Consider the following 14,321-nt stretch of genomic DNA (forward strand, 5'->3'; position numbering starts at 1 on the left):
GGACACGATGCGTTAACGGTGCCGAGGAGTGACCCCGGAGTGGCCCCGACCCCCTACCCACCGGGCCTGTCGCGCAAGACGCGCACCCCCAACCAGGCGCACCAGAAGGCGCGAACGGCACCCGGCGCCAAGCCGGTAACGTGACCCCGCGTGACCACTTTCATCTGGATCGCCGCCGCCCTCGTCCTCATCGGCGTCTACCTGAGCTGGACCGCGGGGCGCCTGGACCGTCTGCACGCCCGCATCGACGCGGCCCGCGCGGCGCTGGACGCGCAGCTTTTGCGCCGGGCCTCGGTGGCCCAGGAACTGGGGACGTCGGGCGTGCTCGACCCCGCCGCCTCGATCGTCCTGTACGAGGCGGCGCACGAGGCGCGCCAGGCGGCGGAGGAGCAGCGGGAGGTCGCCGAGAGCGGCCTGAGCCAGGCGCTGCGGGCGGTCTTCGACGACGTGGGGCAGCTCGAAGCCGTACGGGAGGCGCCGGGCGGGGAGCAGACGGCCGCGGAGCTGACGGCGGCGGTGCGGCGCGTCCCGATGGCGCGGCGTTTCCACAACGACTCCGTACGGGCGGCCCGCGCCGTCCGCCGTCACCGGGTGGTGCGCTGGTTCCGTCTCGCGGGTCACGCGCCGTTCCCGATGGCCTTCGAGATGGACGACGAGCCTCCGGCCGTCCTCGGCGACCGCGCGGCCGGGCACTGAGCGCACCCGTAGACCCGCGGCCGGGCCGGGGCCGGGCGCGGCCGGCCGCGCCCCACGAGCCACCGCCTTGTGATTGGCCCTTTTCAGCGGACCGGTGCGAACGGTTGTGTGGGCGGCGGAGTCCATCCGCCTGCACTTAGTGAGGTCATACCGTGTTCAGCACGCCCAACGCCACGTCTGCCACCACCGCCGGGAACCCCGAGACCGGCACCGCCAGGGTCAAGCGCGGCATGGCCGAGCAGCTCAAGGGCGGCGTGATCATGGACGTCGTCACGCCGGAGGAAGCGAAGATCGCCGAGGACGCCGGCGCGGTGGCGGTGATGGCCCTGGAGCGGGTCCCCGCGGACATCCGCAAGGACGGCGGCGTGGCCCGTATGTCCGACCCGGACATGATCGACGGCATCATCGACGCGGTCTCCATCCCGGTGATGGCCAAGTCCCGGATCGGCCACTTCGTCGAGGCCCAGGTGCTCCAGTCGCTCGGTGTCGACTACATCGACGAGTCCGAGGTGCTCACCCCGGCCGACGAGGTCAACCACTCCGACAAGTGGGCCTTCACCACGCCCTTCGTGTGCGGCGCCACCAACCTGGGCGAGGCCCTGCGCCGGATCGCCGAGGGCGCGGCCATGATCCGTTCCAAGGGCGAGGCCGGTACCGGCAACGTCGTCGAGGCGGTGCGGCACCTGCGTCAGATCAAGGGCGAGATCGCGAAGCTGCGCGGCTGTGACAACAACGAGCTGTTCGCCGCCGCGAAGGAGCTGCGCGCCCCGTACGAGCTGGTCAAGGAGGTCGCCGAGCTGGGCAAGCTGCCGGTCGTGCTGTTCTCCGCGGGTGGCGTGGCCACTCCGGCCGACGCCGCGCTGATGCGCCAGCTCGGTGCCGAGGGCGTCTTCGTCGGCTCCGGCATCTTCAAGTCGGGCGACCCGGCGAAGCGCGCCGCCGCCATCGTGAAGGCCACCACCTTCTACGACGACCCGAAGGTCGTCGCCGACGTCTCCCGCAACCTGGGCGAGGCCATGGTCGGCATCAACTGCGACACCCTCCCCGAGGCGGAGCGGTACGCCAACCGCGGCTGGTGAGCGGGCGGACGGGCGCCGAGGGCGCGAAGACGGCGAGCGGGAGAACGACGGACGGATGAGTACCCCCACCATCGGCGTGCTGGCCCTCCAGGGCGATGTGCGCGAGCACCTGACGGCGCTGGCCACGGCGGACGCCCTGGCCAGGCCGGTTCGCCGGCCCGAGGAACTGGACGATTTGGACGGCCTGGTCATACCGGGCGGCGAGTCGACGACCATGTCGAAGCTGGCGGTCGTCTTCGGCATGCTGGAGCCGCTGCGCGCCTTCGTGCGCTCGGGCAAGCCGGTCTACGGCACCTGCGCCGGCATGATCATGCTGGCCGACAAGCTGCTGGACGGGCGCGCCGACCAGGAGACGCTGGGCGGCATCGACATGATCGTGCGCCGTAACGCCTTCGGGCGGCAGAACGAGTCCTTCGAGGCGGCGGTGGAGGTCGCGGGGATCGGGGGCGGGCCGGTGCAGGGCGTCTTCATCCGGGCGCCCTGGGTCGAGTCGACGGGCGCCGCCGCCGAGATACTGGCGACGTACGACGGGCACACGGTGGCCGTCCGGCAAGGTAACGTCCTCGCCACGTCCTTCCATCCGGAACTCACCGGCGACCACCGGGTGCACGCGTACTTCGTCGGCATGGTGCGCGGCGCTTAGGGCCCGCCGCGGGTCGGCCGCCGTGTGTGCGGCGGCCCGATCCCGTCCCGGTAGGATCTGTGGCGTTCGTTTCTCAATCTGGTTACGCGAAGGAGACAGGCGGATGTCCGGCCACTCTAAATGGGCTACGACGAAGCACAAGAAGGCCGTGATCGACGCCAAGCGCGGCAAGCTCTTCGCGAAGCTGATCAAGAACATCGAGGTCGCGGCCCGCACCGGCGGCGCCGACGTCGAGGGCAACCCGACCCTCTTCGACGCCATCCAGAAGGCGAAGAAGAGCTCGGTGCCGAACAAGAACATCGACTCCGCGGTCAAGCGCGGCGCGGGCCTGGAGGCCGGCGGCGCCGACTACGAGACGATCATGTACGAGGGTTACGGCCCCAACGGTGTCGCGGTGCTCATCGAGTGCCTCACCGACAACCGCAACCGCGCCGCCTCCGACGTCCGCGTCGCCATGACCCGCAACGGCGGTTCGATGGCCGACCCGGGTTCGGTCTCGTACCTGTTCAACCGCAAGGGCGTGGTGATCGTCCCCAAGGGCGAGCTGTCCGAGGACGACGTGCTCGGCGCGGTCCTGGACGCGGGTGCCGAGGAGGTCAACGACCTCGGTGAGTCCTTCGAGGTGCTCAGCGAGGCCACCGACCTGGTCGCGGTCCGCACCGCTCTCCAGAAGGAGGGCATCGACTACGACTCGGCCGACACCAACTTCGTGCCGACCATGCAGGTCGAGCTGGACGAAGAGGGCGCGCGCAAGATCTTCAAGCTGGTCGACGCGCTGGAGGACAGCGACGACGTGCAGAACGTCTTCGCCAACTTCGACGTGTCCGACGAGGTCATGGCCAAGGTCGACGCCTGACGGACGGTCGACTGTTCCGGCAGCGGACGGGCCGGCGGGGACACACCCCGCCGGCCCGTCCTGCGTTGTCAGTGGCGGCCGATACTGTGCTGGTCAGGGGTTCGAGCCCCGGACACGGCAGTGGGCCAAGGGGAGAAGTGGGGAGCGGCCGATGAAGGTGCTGGGGGTGGACCCGGGGCTGACGCGCTGCGGTGTCGGCGTGGTCGACGGCGTCGCGGGCCGCCCGCTGACGATGGCCGCCGTCGGCGTCGTGCGGACGCCCGCCGACGCGGACGTCGCGCACCGCCTGGTGCTCATCGAGCGCGGCATCGAGCAGTGGCTCGACGAGCAGCGGCCCGACTGCGTCGCCGTCGAGCGGGTCTTCAGCCAGCACAACGTCCGTACGGTCATGGGCACCGCGCAGGCCAGCGCGGTCGCCATGCTGTGCGCGGCGCGCCGCGGCCTGCCCGTGGCGCTGCACACCCCCAGCGAGGTCAAGGCCGCCGTGACCGGTTCGGGCCGCGCGGACAAGGCGCAGGTCGGCGCGATGGTCACCCGCCTGCTCAGGCTGGACGCCCCGCCCAAGCCGGCCGACGCGGCGGACGCGCTGGCACTGGCCATCTGCCACATCTGGCGCGCCCCCGCGGTCAACCGGCTCCAGCAGGCGCACGCCGCCAACCGCCTCCAGCAAGCCTCGGCGGCCGCCCGCGCCCGCCCCGCCCCCGTCCGACGTACTCCCGCAACGGCACCCGGGCCGCGGCCCGGGGCACCCCAGAAGGGCACCACCCGATGATCGCCTTCGTCTCCGGCCCGGTCGCGGCCCTGGCACCGGACACCGCCGTCGTGGAGGTCGGCGGTGTCGGCATGGCCGTGCAGTGCACCCCGGGCACCCTGTCCGGGCTGCGCGTCGGCCAGCAGGCCAAGCTGGCCACCTCCCTCGTCGTACGGGAGGATTCGCTGACCCTGTACGGCTTCGCCGACGACGACGAGCGGCAGACGTTCGAGCTGCTGCAAACCGCCAGCGGGGTGGGGCCGCGGCTGGCGCAGGCCATGCTCGCGGTGCACTCCCCGGACACGCTGCGCCTCGCCGTTGCCAACGGCGACGAGAAGACGCTCACGGCCGTGCCCGGCATCGGCAAGAAGGGCGCCCAGAAGCTCCTGCTGGAGCTGAAGGACCGGCTCGGGGCGCCCGTCGGCACGGGCGGCGCGGGCGTCGGCAGTGCCGTGACGGCCGGGTGGGGCGACCAGCTGCACGCCGCGCTGATCGGCCTCGGGTACGCGACCCGGGAGGCCGACGAGGCGGTGTCCGCGGTCGCGCCGCAGGCCGAGGCGGCCGTCGCCGAGGGCGGCGCGCCGCAGGTGTCGCAGCTGCTCAAGGCCGCCCTGCAGACGCTGAACCGGGCCCGGTGAGCCCGGTGCGAGCCCGGGCCGGCGCCGTCGGCCACCCCCGTAAGAAGCACGACGCGACGTCGGCCGGTAGCGCCGATACGACCACGTGAGGCAGGACGCAGTGAACTGGGACGAGCCCACCGAGACCGCGGGCGACCGGCCGGGCGGCACGGCCGACCGGCTGGTCGGGCCCGACGCGGACGGCGAGGACACCGCGGTCGAGGCCGCGCTGCGGCCCAAGGACCTGGAGGAGTTCGTGGGCCAGGAGCGGGTGCGCGAGCAGCTCGACCTGGTGCTGCGCGCGGCCCGCGCCCGCGGCGCCACGGCCGACCACGTCCTGCTCTCCGGCGCTCCCGGCCTGGGCAAGACCACCCTCTCCATGATCATCGCCGCCGAGATGGGCGCCCCGATCCGCATCACCTCGGGCCCCGCCATCCAGCACGCCGGCGACCTGGCGGCGATCCTGTCCTCCCTCCAGGAGGGCGAGGTGCTCTTCCTCGACGAGATCCACCGGATGTCCCGGCCCGCCGAGGAAATGCTCTACATGGCCATGGAGGACTTCCGCGTCGACGTCATCGTCGGCAAGGGCCCCGGCGCCACCGCCATCCCCCTGGAGCTGCCGCCCTTCACCCTGGTCGGCGCCACCACCCGGGCCGGCCTGCTGCCGCCGCCGCTGCGCGACCGCTTCGGCTTCACCGGCCACATGGAGTTCTACGCTCCGGGCGAACTGGAACGCGTCATCCACCGCTCCGCCGGGCTGCTCGACGTGCACATAGAAGCCGACGGCGCCGCGGAGATCGCCGGACGCTCCCGCGGCACCCCGCGCATCGCCAACCGGCTGCTGCGCCGCGTCCGCGACTACGCGCAGGTCAAGGCCGACGGCGTGATCACCCGTGAGATCGCCTCGCAGGCCCTGGACGTCTACGAGGTCGACGGCCGCGGTCTGGACCGCCTCGACCGCGCGGTGCTCACCGCGCTGCTCAAGCTGTTCGGCGGCGGCCCGGTGGGCCTGTCCACGCTGGCGGTGGCCGTGGGGGAGGAGCGCGAGACGGTGGAGGAGGTGGCCGAGCCGTTCCTCGTACGGGAAGGGCTGCTGGCCCGTACGCCCCGCGGCCGGATCGCCACCCCGGCGGCGTGGGCCCACCTGGGCCTCACACCGCCCCGGCCGCAGGCCCCGGGCGGCGGACAGCAGGGGCTCTTCGGGGCGTGACGGCGCGGGGACTCGCCGGGTCAGGAACTGCGGTGCCATGCTGGGCGTTGTTCCACCGGTGCGGACTCGCTTAGACTCCGCCGATGCCGACCGTATGGTCCGGCATTCCCACCCCCGTATATCAGACCGCCGAGTTGCGGTCGTGCGAAGGATTTCCGTCCCGTGAGTATCGTGACTCTCCTCCCCTTCATCGTCCTCATCGGGGCCATGTTCCTGATGACCCGGTCTGCGAAGAAGAAGCAGCAGGCGGCGCAGCAGATGCGCAACGAGATGCAGCCCGGCACCGGCATCCGGACGATTGGGGGCATGTACGCCACCGTCAAGGAGATCCACGACGAGACCGTTCTCCTTGAGGTCGCCCCCGGCGTGCACGCCCTCTACGCCAAGAACGCGGTCGGCGCGGTCCTCCAGGACGAGGAGTACAACCGCATCCTCGACGGTGCCGAGGCGAAGGACGGCGCGGTCGTTCCGGACGACGCCTCCTCGCTGACCGCGGACGCCGCCCCGGCCGAGCAGGCCGACCAGCCCGCGAACCTGGAGAAGTCGCCGAAGACCGACCTCGGCAAGGCCGACGCCGGCGCCACCGCGGCCGACGTCAAGGACGCCGAGGACGCCAAGGACGACGACGCCGCGAGCGCCGCGCAGGCCGACAAGGACGTCAAGGCCGACAAGAAGGACGGCGGCGCCGACGCGAAGTAGCCGCCCCCCGACGGAACCGCGGAGCACCTCCCAGACGGTGCACCGCGGTTCCGGGACGGTCTAGGCTCCGGCGGGGGCACGTCCCCACTACACTTCGTGGCCGCTCGGCAGCACCAGGCCGGGTGGTTGGACAGGGAGATACGAGAAGGTGGCAGCACCGAAAAAGGGCCGCAGGTCTCCTGGGGGCCAGGGAAGGCCGGGGCGTACCCTGGTCCTGATCTTGATCGCCATGGTGGCGCTGGTCGGAGGGATGTTCATCTCCGGCACGTCGACGCCCCGGCTGGGCATCGACCTCGCGGGCGGCACCAGCTTCACGCTGGAGGCCCGCAACCAGCCCGGCAAGCCCAACGCGATCAACGAGACCAACATGAACACCGCCGCGGGCATCATGGAGCGGCGGGTCAACGGCCTCGGTGTGTCCGAGGCCGAGGTCCAGACCCAGGGCACCAACCACATCGTCGTCAACATCCCCAAGGGGACGGACGCGAAGCAGGCCCGCCAGCAGGTCGGTACCACCGCTCAGCTCGGCTTCCGGCCGGTGCTGACCACCACCGCCGGCACCAAGACGCCGTCGACGACCCCGAGCCCCAGCCCCTCCGCGAGCAGCAGCAAGGGCGGCGACGGCAAGAAGGGTGACGACGGCAAGAAGGACGACAAGCCCTCCACGAAGCCGTCCGCGAGCTCCACCACCCAGGGCCGCGCCGTGACCAGCGCCCTCAAGAAGGGCCCGGCCGACACGCCGACGGCCTCCGGCAGCACCTCGCCCTCGCCGAGCGGCAGCCCGTCGCCGCAGCCCTCCGCGAGCGCCGACGAGATCCCGGCCGCGCTGCAGAAGCAGCTCGCCGACCTGGACTGCTCCACCAAGCAGTCGCGCGCCGAGGCCGGCGAGAAGGCCGCCGGCGTCAAGCCGAGCGAGCCGGTCGTGGCCTGCAAGGACGACGGTTCGCAGAAGTACGTGCTGGGCCCGGTCGCCGTCGAGGGCACCGACGTCAAGGACGCCTCCGCGGTCTTCGACAGCCAGCAGGGCCAGGGCTGGATCGTCCAGATGGACTTCACCGGCGCCGGCGGCAAGAAGTTCGCCGACATCACCGGCAAGCTGGCCACCAAGACCCAGCCGCAGAACCAGTTCGCCATCGTGCTGGACGGCGCGGTCGTCTCCGACCCGCGGGTCAGCCAGCAGCTCAACGGCGGCAGCGCCACCATCTCCGGCGGCTTCACCCAGCAGACCGCCGAGGACCTGGCGAACATGCTGTCCTACGGCGCCCTGCCGCTCTCCTTCAAGATCGCCGACGAGACCACCGTCACCGCGGCGCTCGGCGGCGAGCAGCTCCAGGCGGGCCTGATCGCGGGCGCCATCGGCCTCGCGCTGGTCATCGTCTACCTGGTCGCGTACTACCGGGGCCTGGCGCTGGTCGCGCTGGCGAGCCTCGCGGTCTCCGCGGTCCTCACGTACACGATCATGACGTTGCTGGGCCCGGCCATCGGCTTCGCGCTGAACCTGCCCGCCGTCTGCGGCGCCATCGTCGCCATCGGTATCACGGCCGACTCCTTCATCGTGTACTTCGAACGCATCAGGGACGAGATCCGCGAGGGCCGCACGCTGCGCCCGGCCGTCGAACGCGGCTGGCCGCGGGCCCGGCGCACGATCCTGGTCTCCGACTTCGTGTCCTTCCTGGCCGCGTTCGTGCTGTTCATCGTCACCGTCGGCAAGGTCAAGGGCTTCGCGTTCACGCTGGGCCTGACCACCCTCCTCGACGTCGTGGTGGTCTTCTTCTTCACCAAGCCGCTGATGACGATGCTGGCCCGGCGCAAGTTCTTCGCCAACGGCCACCCCTGGTCCGGCCTGGACCCCAAGCGCCTGGGCGCCAAGCCGCCGCTGCGCCGCCGCCGTACCACCGCCCCCACCGAGACGAAGGAGGCGTGAGATGTCGAAGCTCGGCAACATCGGCGCCAGGCTCTACCGCGGTGAGGTCGGTTACGACTTCATCGGCAAGCGGAAGATCTGGTACGGCATCTCGGTCCTGATCACCATCACGGCCATCGTCGGCCTGGCGGTGCGCGGCCTGAACATGGGCATCGAGTTCTCCGGCGGCGCGGTCTTCACCACGCCGAAGACGTCCGTCTCCGCCACGGAGGCGGAGCACCGGGCCGAGGCCGCGGCCGAGGGCCACCAGGCCACGGTGCAGAAGCTCGGCAACGGCGGCCTGCGCATCCAGATCAGCGAGCTGGACACCCAGCAGTCGCTGCCGGTGCAGGAGGCCCTGGCCAAGGACCTGAACGTCCCGGTCAAGGACATCAACACCCAGCTCGTCGGCCCCAGCTGGGGTGAGGAGATCGCCAACAAGGCCTGGCTGGGCCTGGGCGTCTTCATGGTCCTGGTGGTGATCTACCTGGCCATCGCCTTCGAGTGGAGAATGGCGCTGGCCGCCCTGATCGCGCTCATCCACGACCTGACGATCACGGTCGGTGTGTACGCGCTGGTCGGCTTCGAGGTCACCCCGGGCACCGTCATCGGTCTGCTGACGATTCTCGGTTACTCCCTCTACGACACCGTCGTGGTCTTCGACAGCTTGAAGGAGATGTCCAAGGACATCGGGAAGCAGACCCGCTTCACGTTCAGCGAGATGGCCAACCGCAGCATCAACTCGACCCTGGTGCGGTCCATCAACACCACGGTCGTGGCGCTGCTGCCGGTCGCCGGGCTGCTCTTCGTCGGCGGTGGGGTGCTCGGCGCCGGGATGCTCAACGACATCTCGCTCGCCCTGTTCGTCGGCCTCGCCGCCGGTGCCTACTCCTCGATCTTCATCGCGACGCCGCTGGTCGCCGACCTCAAGGAGCGCGACCCGGCGATGAAGGCGCTGGCCAAGCGGGTGCGCGCCAAGCGCGCCTCGGCCGCCGCCAAGGGCGAGTCGCAGGAGCAGGGGGACACCGCCGTGCAGGACGCCGTGGGCGAGGCGGAGCCGCAGGACGCGGAGGACGCGGCACCGGCCGGCAGTTCCGCGGCCGGTCGGCGCAGCCAGCCCGCCTCGCGTGACCGCGGCCGGGGCCGTCCGTCGGGCAAGCGCCGATGAGCGCCCCCGACGGCCTGCGGGAGCTGCTGCTCGGCCGGATCGCGGACGTGCCGGACTACCCGAAGCCCGGTGTGGTCTTCAAGGACATCACGCCGCTGCTGGCCGACCCGGCCGCCTTCGGCGCGCTGACCGACGCGTTCGCCGGTATGTGCGAGCGGTACGGCGTGGACAAGGTCGTGGGCCTGGAGGCGCGCGGGTTCATCCTGGCCGCTCCGGTGGCCGTACGGGCCGGTGCCGGGTTCGTGCCCGTACGCAAGGCGGGCAAGCTGCCCGGCACGACGCTCCGCCAGGCGTACGACCTGGAGTACGGCACGGCCGAGGTCGAGGTGCACGCCGACGCCTTCGAGCCCGGCGACCGGGTGCTGGTGATCGACGACGTGCTGGCCACCGGCGGCACGGCCGACGCGTCGGTACAGCTCGTCCGCCGCGCCGGGGCCGAGGTCGTGGGTGTCGCGGTCCTGCTGGAGCTGGGTTTCCTGGCCGGCCGGGAGCGGCTGGAGGCGGACTTGAAGGGCGCTCCGCTGGAGGCTCTGATCACGGTCTGAGCGGGCGCGGGAGGGCCGTCCGCAGGGCGTCCGTACCGCGTCCGTACAATCGATATTCCGCAAAAAGCGAGTAAAAGGGCATCCGGAACAAACCCGGGTGCCCTTTTGCTGTCATGTACGGACCGTTCGGCCGCGGAAGAGCCGCGGCGCCGAGGTCGATACCATGGCAGCCCGACCCGTTCGTGGTCTTGTGGTCCGGACCCCCCTTTGAGGAGTGCTCTTGCCAGACGAGGCCCAGCCGCTTTCTCCCGGACTCCGCCCGGGGGCGTCGCAGTCCGCCCATCCGGACCGGCCCGGCCCCGCGGACGCGGCTGCCTCGGGTGCGCCCGGCAAGAGCGAGGGCGCGGGCGTCGCGAAGTCCCAGCCGCCCGCCGTCCGGCCCGCCGCCTCCCCCGTACCGGCCGCCAAGCCCACGCCGCCCGTCTACACCGGCCGCACCGGCTCCTCGAACCGGGTACGGGCCCGCCTGGCCCGCCTGGGCGTGCAGCGGCAGAGCCCGTACAACCCGGTCCTGGAACCGCTGCTGCGGATCGTGCGCAGCAACGACCCGAAGATCGAGACCGCCACGCTCCGGCAGGTCGAGCGCGCCTACCAGGTCGCCGAGCGCTGGCACCGCGGCCAGAAGCGCAAGAGCGGCGACCCGTACATCACCCACCCGCTCGCGGTCACCACCATCCTCGCCGAGCTGGGCATGGACCCGGCCACCCTCATGGCGGGCCTGCTGCACGACACCGTCGAGGACACCGAGTACGGCCTGGACACCCTGCGCCGCGACTTCGGCGACCAGGTCGCCCTGCTCGTCGACGGCGTCACCAAGCTGGACAAGGTCAAGTTCGGCGAGGCCGCGCAGGCCGAGACCGTGCGCAAGATGGTCGTGGCGATGGCCAAGGACCCGCGCGTCCTGGTCATCAAGCTCGCCGACCGCCTGCACAACATGCGCACGATGCGCTACCTGAAGCGGGAGAAGCAGGAGAAGAAGGCCCGCGAGACGCTGGAGATCTACGCTCCGCTGGCGCACCGCCTGGGCATGAACACCATCAAGTGGGAGCTGGAGGACCTCGCCTTCGCGATCCTCTACCCCAAGATGTACGACGAGATCGTGCGGCTCGTCGCCGAGCGCGCCCCCAAGCGGGACGAGTACCTGGCCATAGTGACCGACGAGGTCCAGGCCGACCTGCGCGCTGCCCGCATCAAGGCCACCGTCACCGGGCGGCCCAAGCACTACTACAGCGTCTACCAGAAGATGATCGTCCGCGGCCGGGACTTCGCGGAGATCTACGACCTGGTGGGGATTCGTGTACTTGTCGACACGGTCCGGGACTGCTACGCCGCCCTCGGCACCGTGCACGCGCGATGGAATCCGGTCCCCGGCCGGTTCAAGGACTACATCGCGATGCCCAAGTTCAACATGTACCAGTCGCTGCACACGACGGTCATCGGCCCCAGCGGCAAGCCCGTCGAACTCCAGATCCGCACGTTCGACATGCACCGCAGGGCCGAGTACGGCATCGCCGCGCACTGGAAGTACAAGCAGGAGGCCGTCGCCGGCGCGTCCAAGGTGCGTACCGACGTGCCGAAGAACAAGGACGACGCGGTCAACGACATGGCGTGGCTGCGCCAGCTGCTGGACTGGCAGAAGGAGACCGAGGACCCGGGCGAGTTCCTGGAGTCGCTCCGCTTCGACCTGTCCCGCAACGAGGTCTTCGTCTTCACGCCGAAGGGCGACGTGATAGCGCTGCCGGCCGGCGCCACCCCCGTGGACTTCGCCTACGCGGTCCACACGGAGGTCGGCCACCGGACCATAGGCGCCCGCGTCAACGGGCGGCTCGTACCGCTCGAATCGACCCTGGACAACGGCGACCTCGTGGAGGTCTTCACCTCCAAGGCACCCGGCGCCAGCCCGTCACGGGACTGGCTCGGCTTCGTCAAGTCGCCGCGCGCCCGCAACAAGATCCGCGCCTGGTTCTCCAAGGAGCGCCGCGACGAGGCCATCGAGCAGGGCAAGGACGCCATCGCCCGCGCGATGCGCAAACAGAACCTGCCGATCCAGCGCATCCTGACCGGTGACTCGCTGGTCACCCTCGCGCACGAGATGCGCTACCCGGACATCTCGTCCCTGTACGCCGCCATCGGCGAGGGCCACGTCACCGCGCAGAGCGTCGTGCAGAAGCTGGTCCAGGCGCTCGGCGGGCAGGACGAGGCGACCGAGGACATCGCCGAGTCCACACCGATCAGGCCGCGCTCCAAGCGGCGCTCCAGCGCCGACCCCGGCGTGGTGGTCAAGGGCGTCGAGGACGTGTGGGTGAAGCTGGCCCGCTGTTGTACGCCGGTGCCGGGCGACCCGATCATCGGCTTCGTCACCCGCGGCAACGGCGTCTCGGTGCACCGCGCCGACTGCGTCAACGTCGACTCGCTGTCCAAGCAGCCGGAGCGCATCCTCGACGTCGAGTGGGCGCCCACCCAGTCCTCGGTCTTCCTGGTCGCCATCCAGGTCGAGGCGCTGGACCGGTCCCGGCTGCTGTCGGACGTCACCCGCATCCTGTCCGACCAGCACGTCAACATCCTGTCCGCGGCCGTCCAGACCTCCCGCGACCGGGTGGCCACCTCGCGCTTCACCTTCGAGATGGGCGACCCGAAGCACCTCGGGCACGTCTTGAAGGCCGTACGGAGCGTGGAGGGCGTCTACGACGTGTACCGGGTGACGTCGGCGCGCCGGCCGTAACGACCATGCACAAGGGCCCCGGTACGGACGTCCGTACCGGGGCCCTTGTGGTGCGGCAGGTTGTCAGCCGCCGAACTCCTCCAGGCCCTTGAGCGCCTGGTCCAGCAGCGCCTGCCGGCCCTCCAGCTCGCGCGCGAGCTTATCGGCCTTGGCGTCGTTACCGGCCGCCCGCGCCGCGTCGATCTGCTTCTGCAGCTTGTCGACCGCGTCCTGGAGCTGCCCGGTCAGACCCGCCGCGCGCGCCCGCGCCTCCGGGTTCGTGCGCCGCCACTCGGCTTCCTCGGACTCCTGGATGGCGCGCTCGACCGCGTGCATCCGGCCCTCGATCTTCGGGCGGGCGTCCCGCGGCACGTGCCCGATGGCCTCCCACCGCTCGTTGATCGAACGGAACGCGGCCCGCGCCGCCTTCAAATCCGAGACGGGCAGCAGCTTCTCGGCCTCGGCGACCAGCTCCTCCTTGCGCGTCAGGTTCTCCCGCTGCTCGGCGTCGCGCTCCGCGAACACCTCGCCGCGCGCCTGGAAGAAGACGTCCTGGGCGCCGCGGAAGCGGTTCCACAGGTCGTCCTCGTGCTCGCGCTGGGCGCGGCCCGCCGCCTTCCAGTCCGCCATCAGCTCGCGGTAGCGGGCCGCGGTGGGCCCCCAGTCCGTCGAGCCGGACAGCGCCTCGGCCTCGGTGACCAGGCGCTCCTTGGTCTTGCGTGCCTCCTCGCGCTGGGCGTCCAGCGAGGCGAAGTGCGCCTTGCGCCGCTTGGAGAACGCCGAGCGGGCGTGCGAGAAGCGGTGCCACAGCTCGTCGTCCGCCTTGCGGTCCAGGCGCGGCAGGCCCTTCCAGGTGTCCACCAGCGCGCGCAGCCGCTCGCCGGCCGCCCGCCACTGCTCGCTGGCCGCCAGCTCCTCGGCCTCGGCGACCAGCTTCTCCTTGGCCTGCCGGGCCTCGTCGCTCTGCCGCGCCTTCTGGGCCTTGCGCTCCTCGCGGCGCGCCTCCACCTCGCCGACGAGCTGGTCCAGCCGCTTGCGCAGCGCTTCCAGGTCGCCCACCGCGTGGTGCTCGTCCACCTGCTGCCGCAGATGGTCGATCGCGGCCGTCGCGTCCTTGGCCGACAGGTCGGTGGTCTTGACCCGCCGTTCGAGGAGGCCGATCTCGACGACCAGGCCCTCATACTTGCGCTCGAAGTAGGCGAGGGCCTCTTCGGGAGTTCCCGCCTGCCACGAACCGACGACCTGCTCGCCGTCGGATGTACGCACGTACACGGTCCCCGTCTCGTCGACGCGGCCCCATGGGTCGCTGCTCACAGCGCCTCCTCCACATGATGCCGACCGGAGCGAGTCGCCCCCCGGCATCGTCCACAGTTTCTGTCCGGCGGGGCAGCGCCCCGGCCGGTCCGACGGGTGTCTTGCGGGTGCGGGTGGCAGCCGTCGGAGCAGGCACCCT

The 14,321-nt window shown here is 71.3% G+C and carries 13 protein-coding genes; 12 read left to right on the forward strand and 1 reads right to left on the reverse strand.

The genetic code is table 11. The features are described 5' to 3' along the window. The first annotated feature begins 150 nt into the window (after positions 1-150). From ACH4OW_RS04290 to ACH4OW_RS04345, 12 genes are all read left to right on the forward strand, one after another. Entirely contained in the window at positions 151-696 is a 546-nt protein-coding gene (locus tag ACH4OW_RS04290; protein WP_360135751.1) for a hypothetical protein, read from the forward strand. Positions 697-848: 152 nt separating this feature from the next. Beyond that, positions 849-1,775 (forward strand): pyridoxal 5'-phosphate synthase lyase subunit PdxS, encoded by a 927-nt coding sequence (gene pdxS, locus ACH4OW_RS04295; RefSeq protein ID WP_398024824.1) that lies wholly within the window; start codon positions 849-851, stop codon positions 1,773-1,775. 55 nt (positions 1,776-1,830) lie between these two features. Continuing rightward, the gene (pdxT, locus tag ACH4OW_RS04300; RefSeq protein WP_360135755.1) at positions 1,831-2,418 is read left to right on the forward strand and encodes a pyridoxal 5'-phosphate synthase glutaminase subunit PdxT; all 588 of its coding nucleotides are present in this window, start codon (positions 1,831-1,833) and stop codon (positions 2,416-2,418) included. Positions 2,419-2,521: 103 nt separating this feature from the next. Beyond that, positions 2,522-3,274 carry a YebC/PmpR family DNA-binding transcriptional regulator gene (locus ACH4OW_RS04305; protein ID WP_360135757.1) on the forward strand — a complete coding sequence of 251 codons (753 nt, stop codon included), beginning with the start codon at positions 2,522-2,524 and terminating at the stop codon, positions 3,272-3,274. A 151-nt stretch (positions 3,275-3,425) separates the two neighbouring features. Further along, positions 3,426-4,046, forward strand: coding sequence for a crossover junction endodeoxyribonuclease RuvC (ruvC, locus tag ACH4OW_RS04310; protein ID WP_398024827.1), 621 nt, complete (start codon positions 3,426-3,428; stop codon positions 4,044-4,046). After that, positions 4,043-4,663, forward strand: coding sequence for a Holliday junction branch migration protein RuvA (gene ruvA / locus ACH4OW_RS04315; protein ID WP_398024829.1), 621 nt, complete (start codon positions 4,043-4,045; stop codon positions 4,661-4,663). The genes ruvC and ruvA overlap by 4 nt, the downstream gene beginning before the upstream one ends. A gap of 100 nt (positions 4,664-4,763) precedes the next feature. Beyond that, entirely contained in the window at positions 4,764-5,852 is a 1,089-nt protein-coding gene (gene ruvB, locus ACH4OW_RS04320) for a Holliday junction branch migration DNA helicase RuvB (RefSeq protein ID WP_398025230.1), read from the forward strand. 162 nt (positions 5,853-6,014) lie between these two features. Further along, positions 6,015-6,551, forward strand: a complete 537-nt coding sequence (gene yajC, locus ACH4OW_RS04325) for a preprotein translocase subunit YajC (protein ID WP_398024831.1) — start codon at positions 6,015-6,017, stop codon at positions 6,549-6,551. A 148-nt stretch (positions 6,552-6,699) separates the two neighbouring features. After that, positions 6,700-8,475 (forward strand): protein translocase subunit SecD, encoded by a 1,776-nt coding sequence (gene secD, locus ACH4OW_RS04330; protein WP_398024832.1) that lies wholly within the window; start codon positions 6,700-6,702, stop codon positions 8,473-8,475. A 1-nt stretch (position 8,476) separates the two neighbouring features. Continuing rightward, entirely contained in the window at positions 8,477-9,622 is a 1,146-nt protein-coding gene (secF, locus tag ACH4OW_RS04335; RefSeq protein WP_398024834.1) for a protein translocase subunit SecF, read from the forward strand. Then, entirely contained in the window at positions 9,619-10,167 is a 549-nt protein-coding gene (locus tag ACH4OW_RS04340; protein ID WP_398024837.1) for an adenine phosphoribosyltransferase, read from the forward strand. The genes secF and ACH4OW_RS04340 overlap by 4 nt, the downstream gene beginning before the upstream one ends. Positions 10,168-10,387: 220 nt before the next feature. Next, a complete protein-coding gene (locus ACH4OW_RS04345; RefSeq protein ID WP_360135771.1) occupies positions 10,388-12,889 on the forward strand; it encodes a RelA/SpoT family protein in 2,502 nt (833 codons plus the stop codon). A gap of 63 nt (positions 12,890-12,952) precedes the next feature. Here the strand turns inward: ACH4OW_RS04345 and ACH4OW_RS04350 are convergent, their stop codons facing one another. Further along, the gene (locus ACH4OW_RS04350) at positions 12,953-14,182 is read right to left on the reverse strand and encodes a DUF349 domain-containing protein (protein ID WP_360135773.1); all 1,230 of its coding nucleotides are present in this window, start codon (positions 14,180-14,182) and stop codon (positions 12,953-12,955) included. Between the last annotated feature and the right edge of the window lie 139 nt (positions 14,183-14,321).

The sequence above is a fragment of the Streptomyces sp. NPDC017056 genome, from assembly GCF_044332485.1.
GTDB lineage: Bacteria > Actinomycetota > Actinomycetes > Streptomycetales > Streptomycetaceae > Streptomyces.

What these genes read in the sequence shown, in the direction of transcription:
- ACH4OW_RS04305 (WP_360135757.1), top strand. Translation starts at nt 2,522, where the DNA reads ATGTCCGGCCACTCTAAATGGGCTACGACGAAGCACAAGAAGGCCGTG.
- ACH4OW_RS04340 (WP_398024837.1), top strand. Translation starts at nt 9,619, where the DNA reads ATGAGCGCCCCCGACGGCCTGCGGGAGCTGCTGCTCGGCCGGATCGCG.
- secF (WP_398024834.1), top strand. Translation starts at nt 8,477, where the DNA reads ATGTCGAAGCTCGGCAACATCGGCGCCAGGCTCTACCGCGGTGAGGTC.
- pdxT (WP_360135755.1), top strand. Translation starts at nt 1,831, where the DNA reads ATGAGTACCCCCACCATCGGCGTGCTGGCCCTCCAGGGCGATGTGCGC.
- ruvA (WP_398024829.1), top strand. Translation starts at nt 4,043, where the DNA reads ATGATCGCCTTCGTCTCCGGCCCGGTCGCGGCCCTGGCACCGGACACC.
- ruvC (WP_398024827.1), top strand. Translation starts at nt 3,426, where the DNA reads ATGAAGGTGCTGGGGGTGGACCCGGGGCTGACGCGCTGCGGTGTCGGC.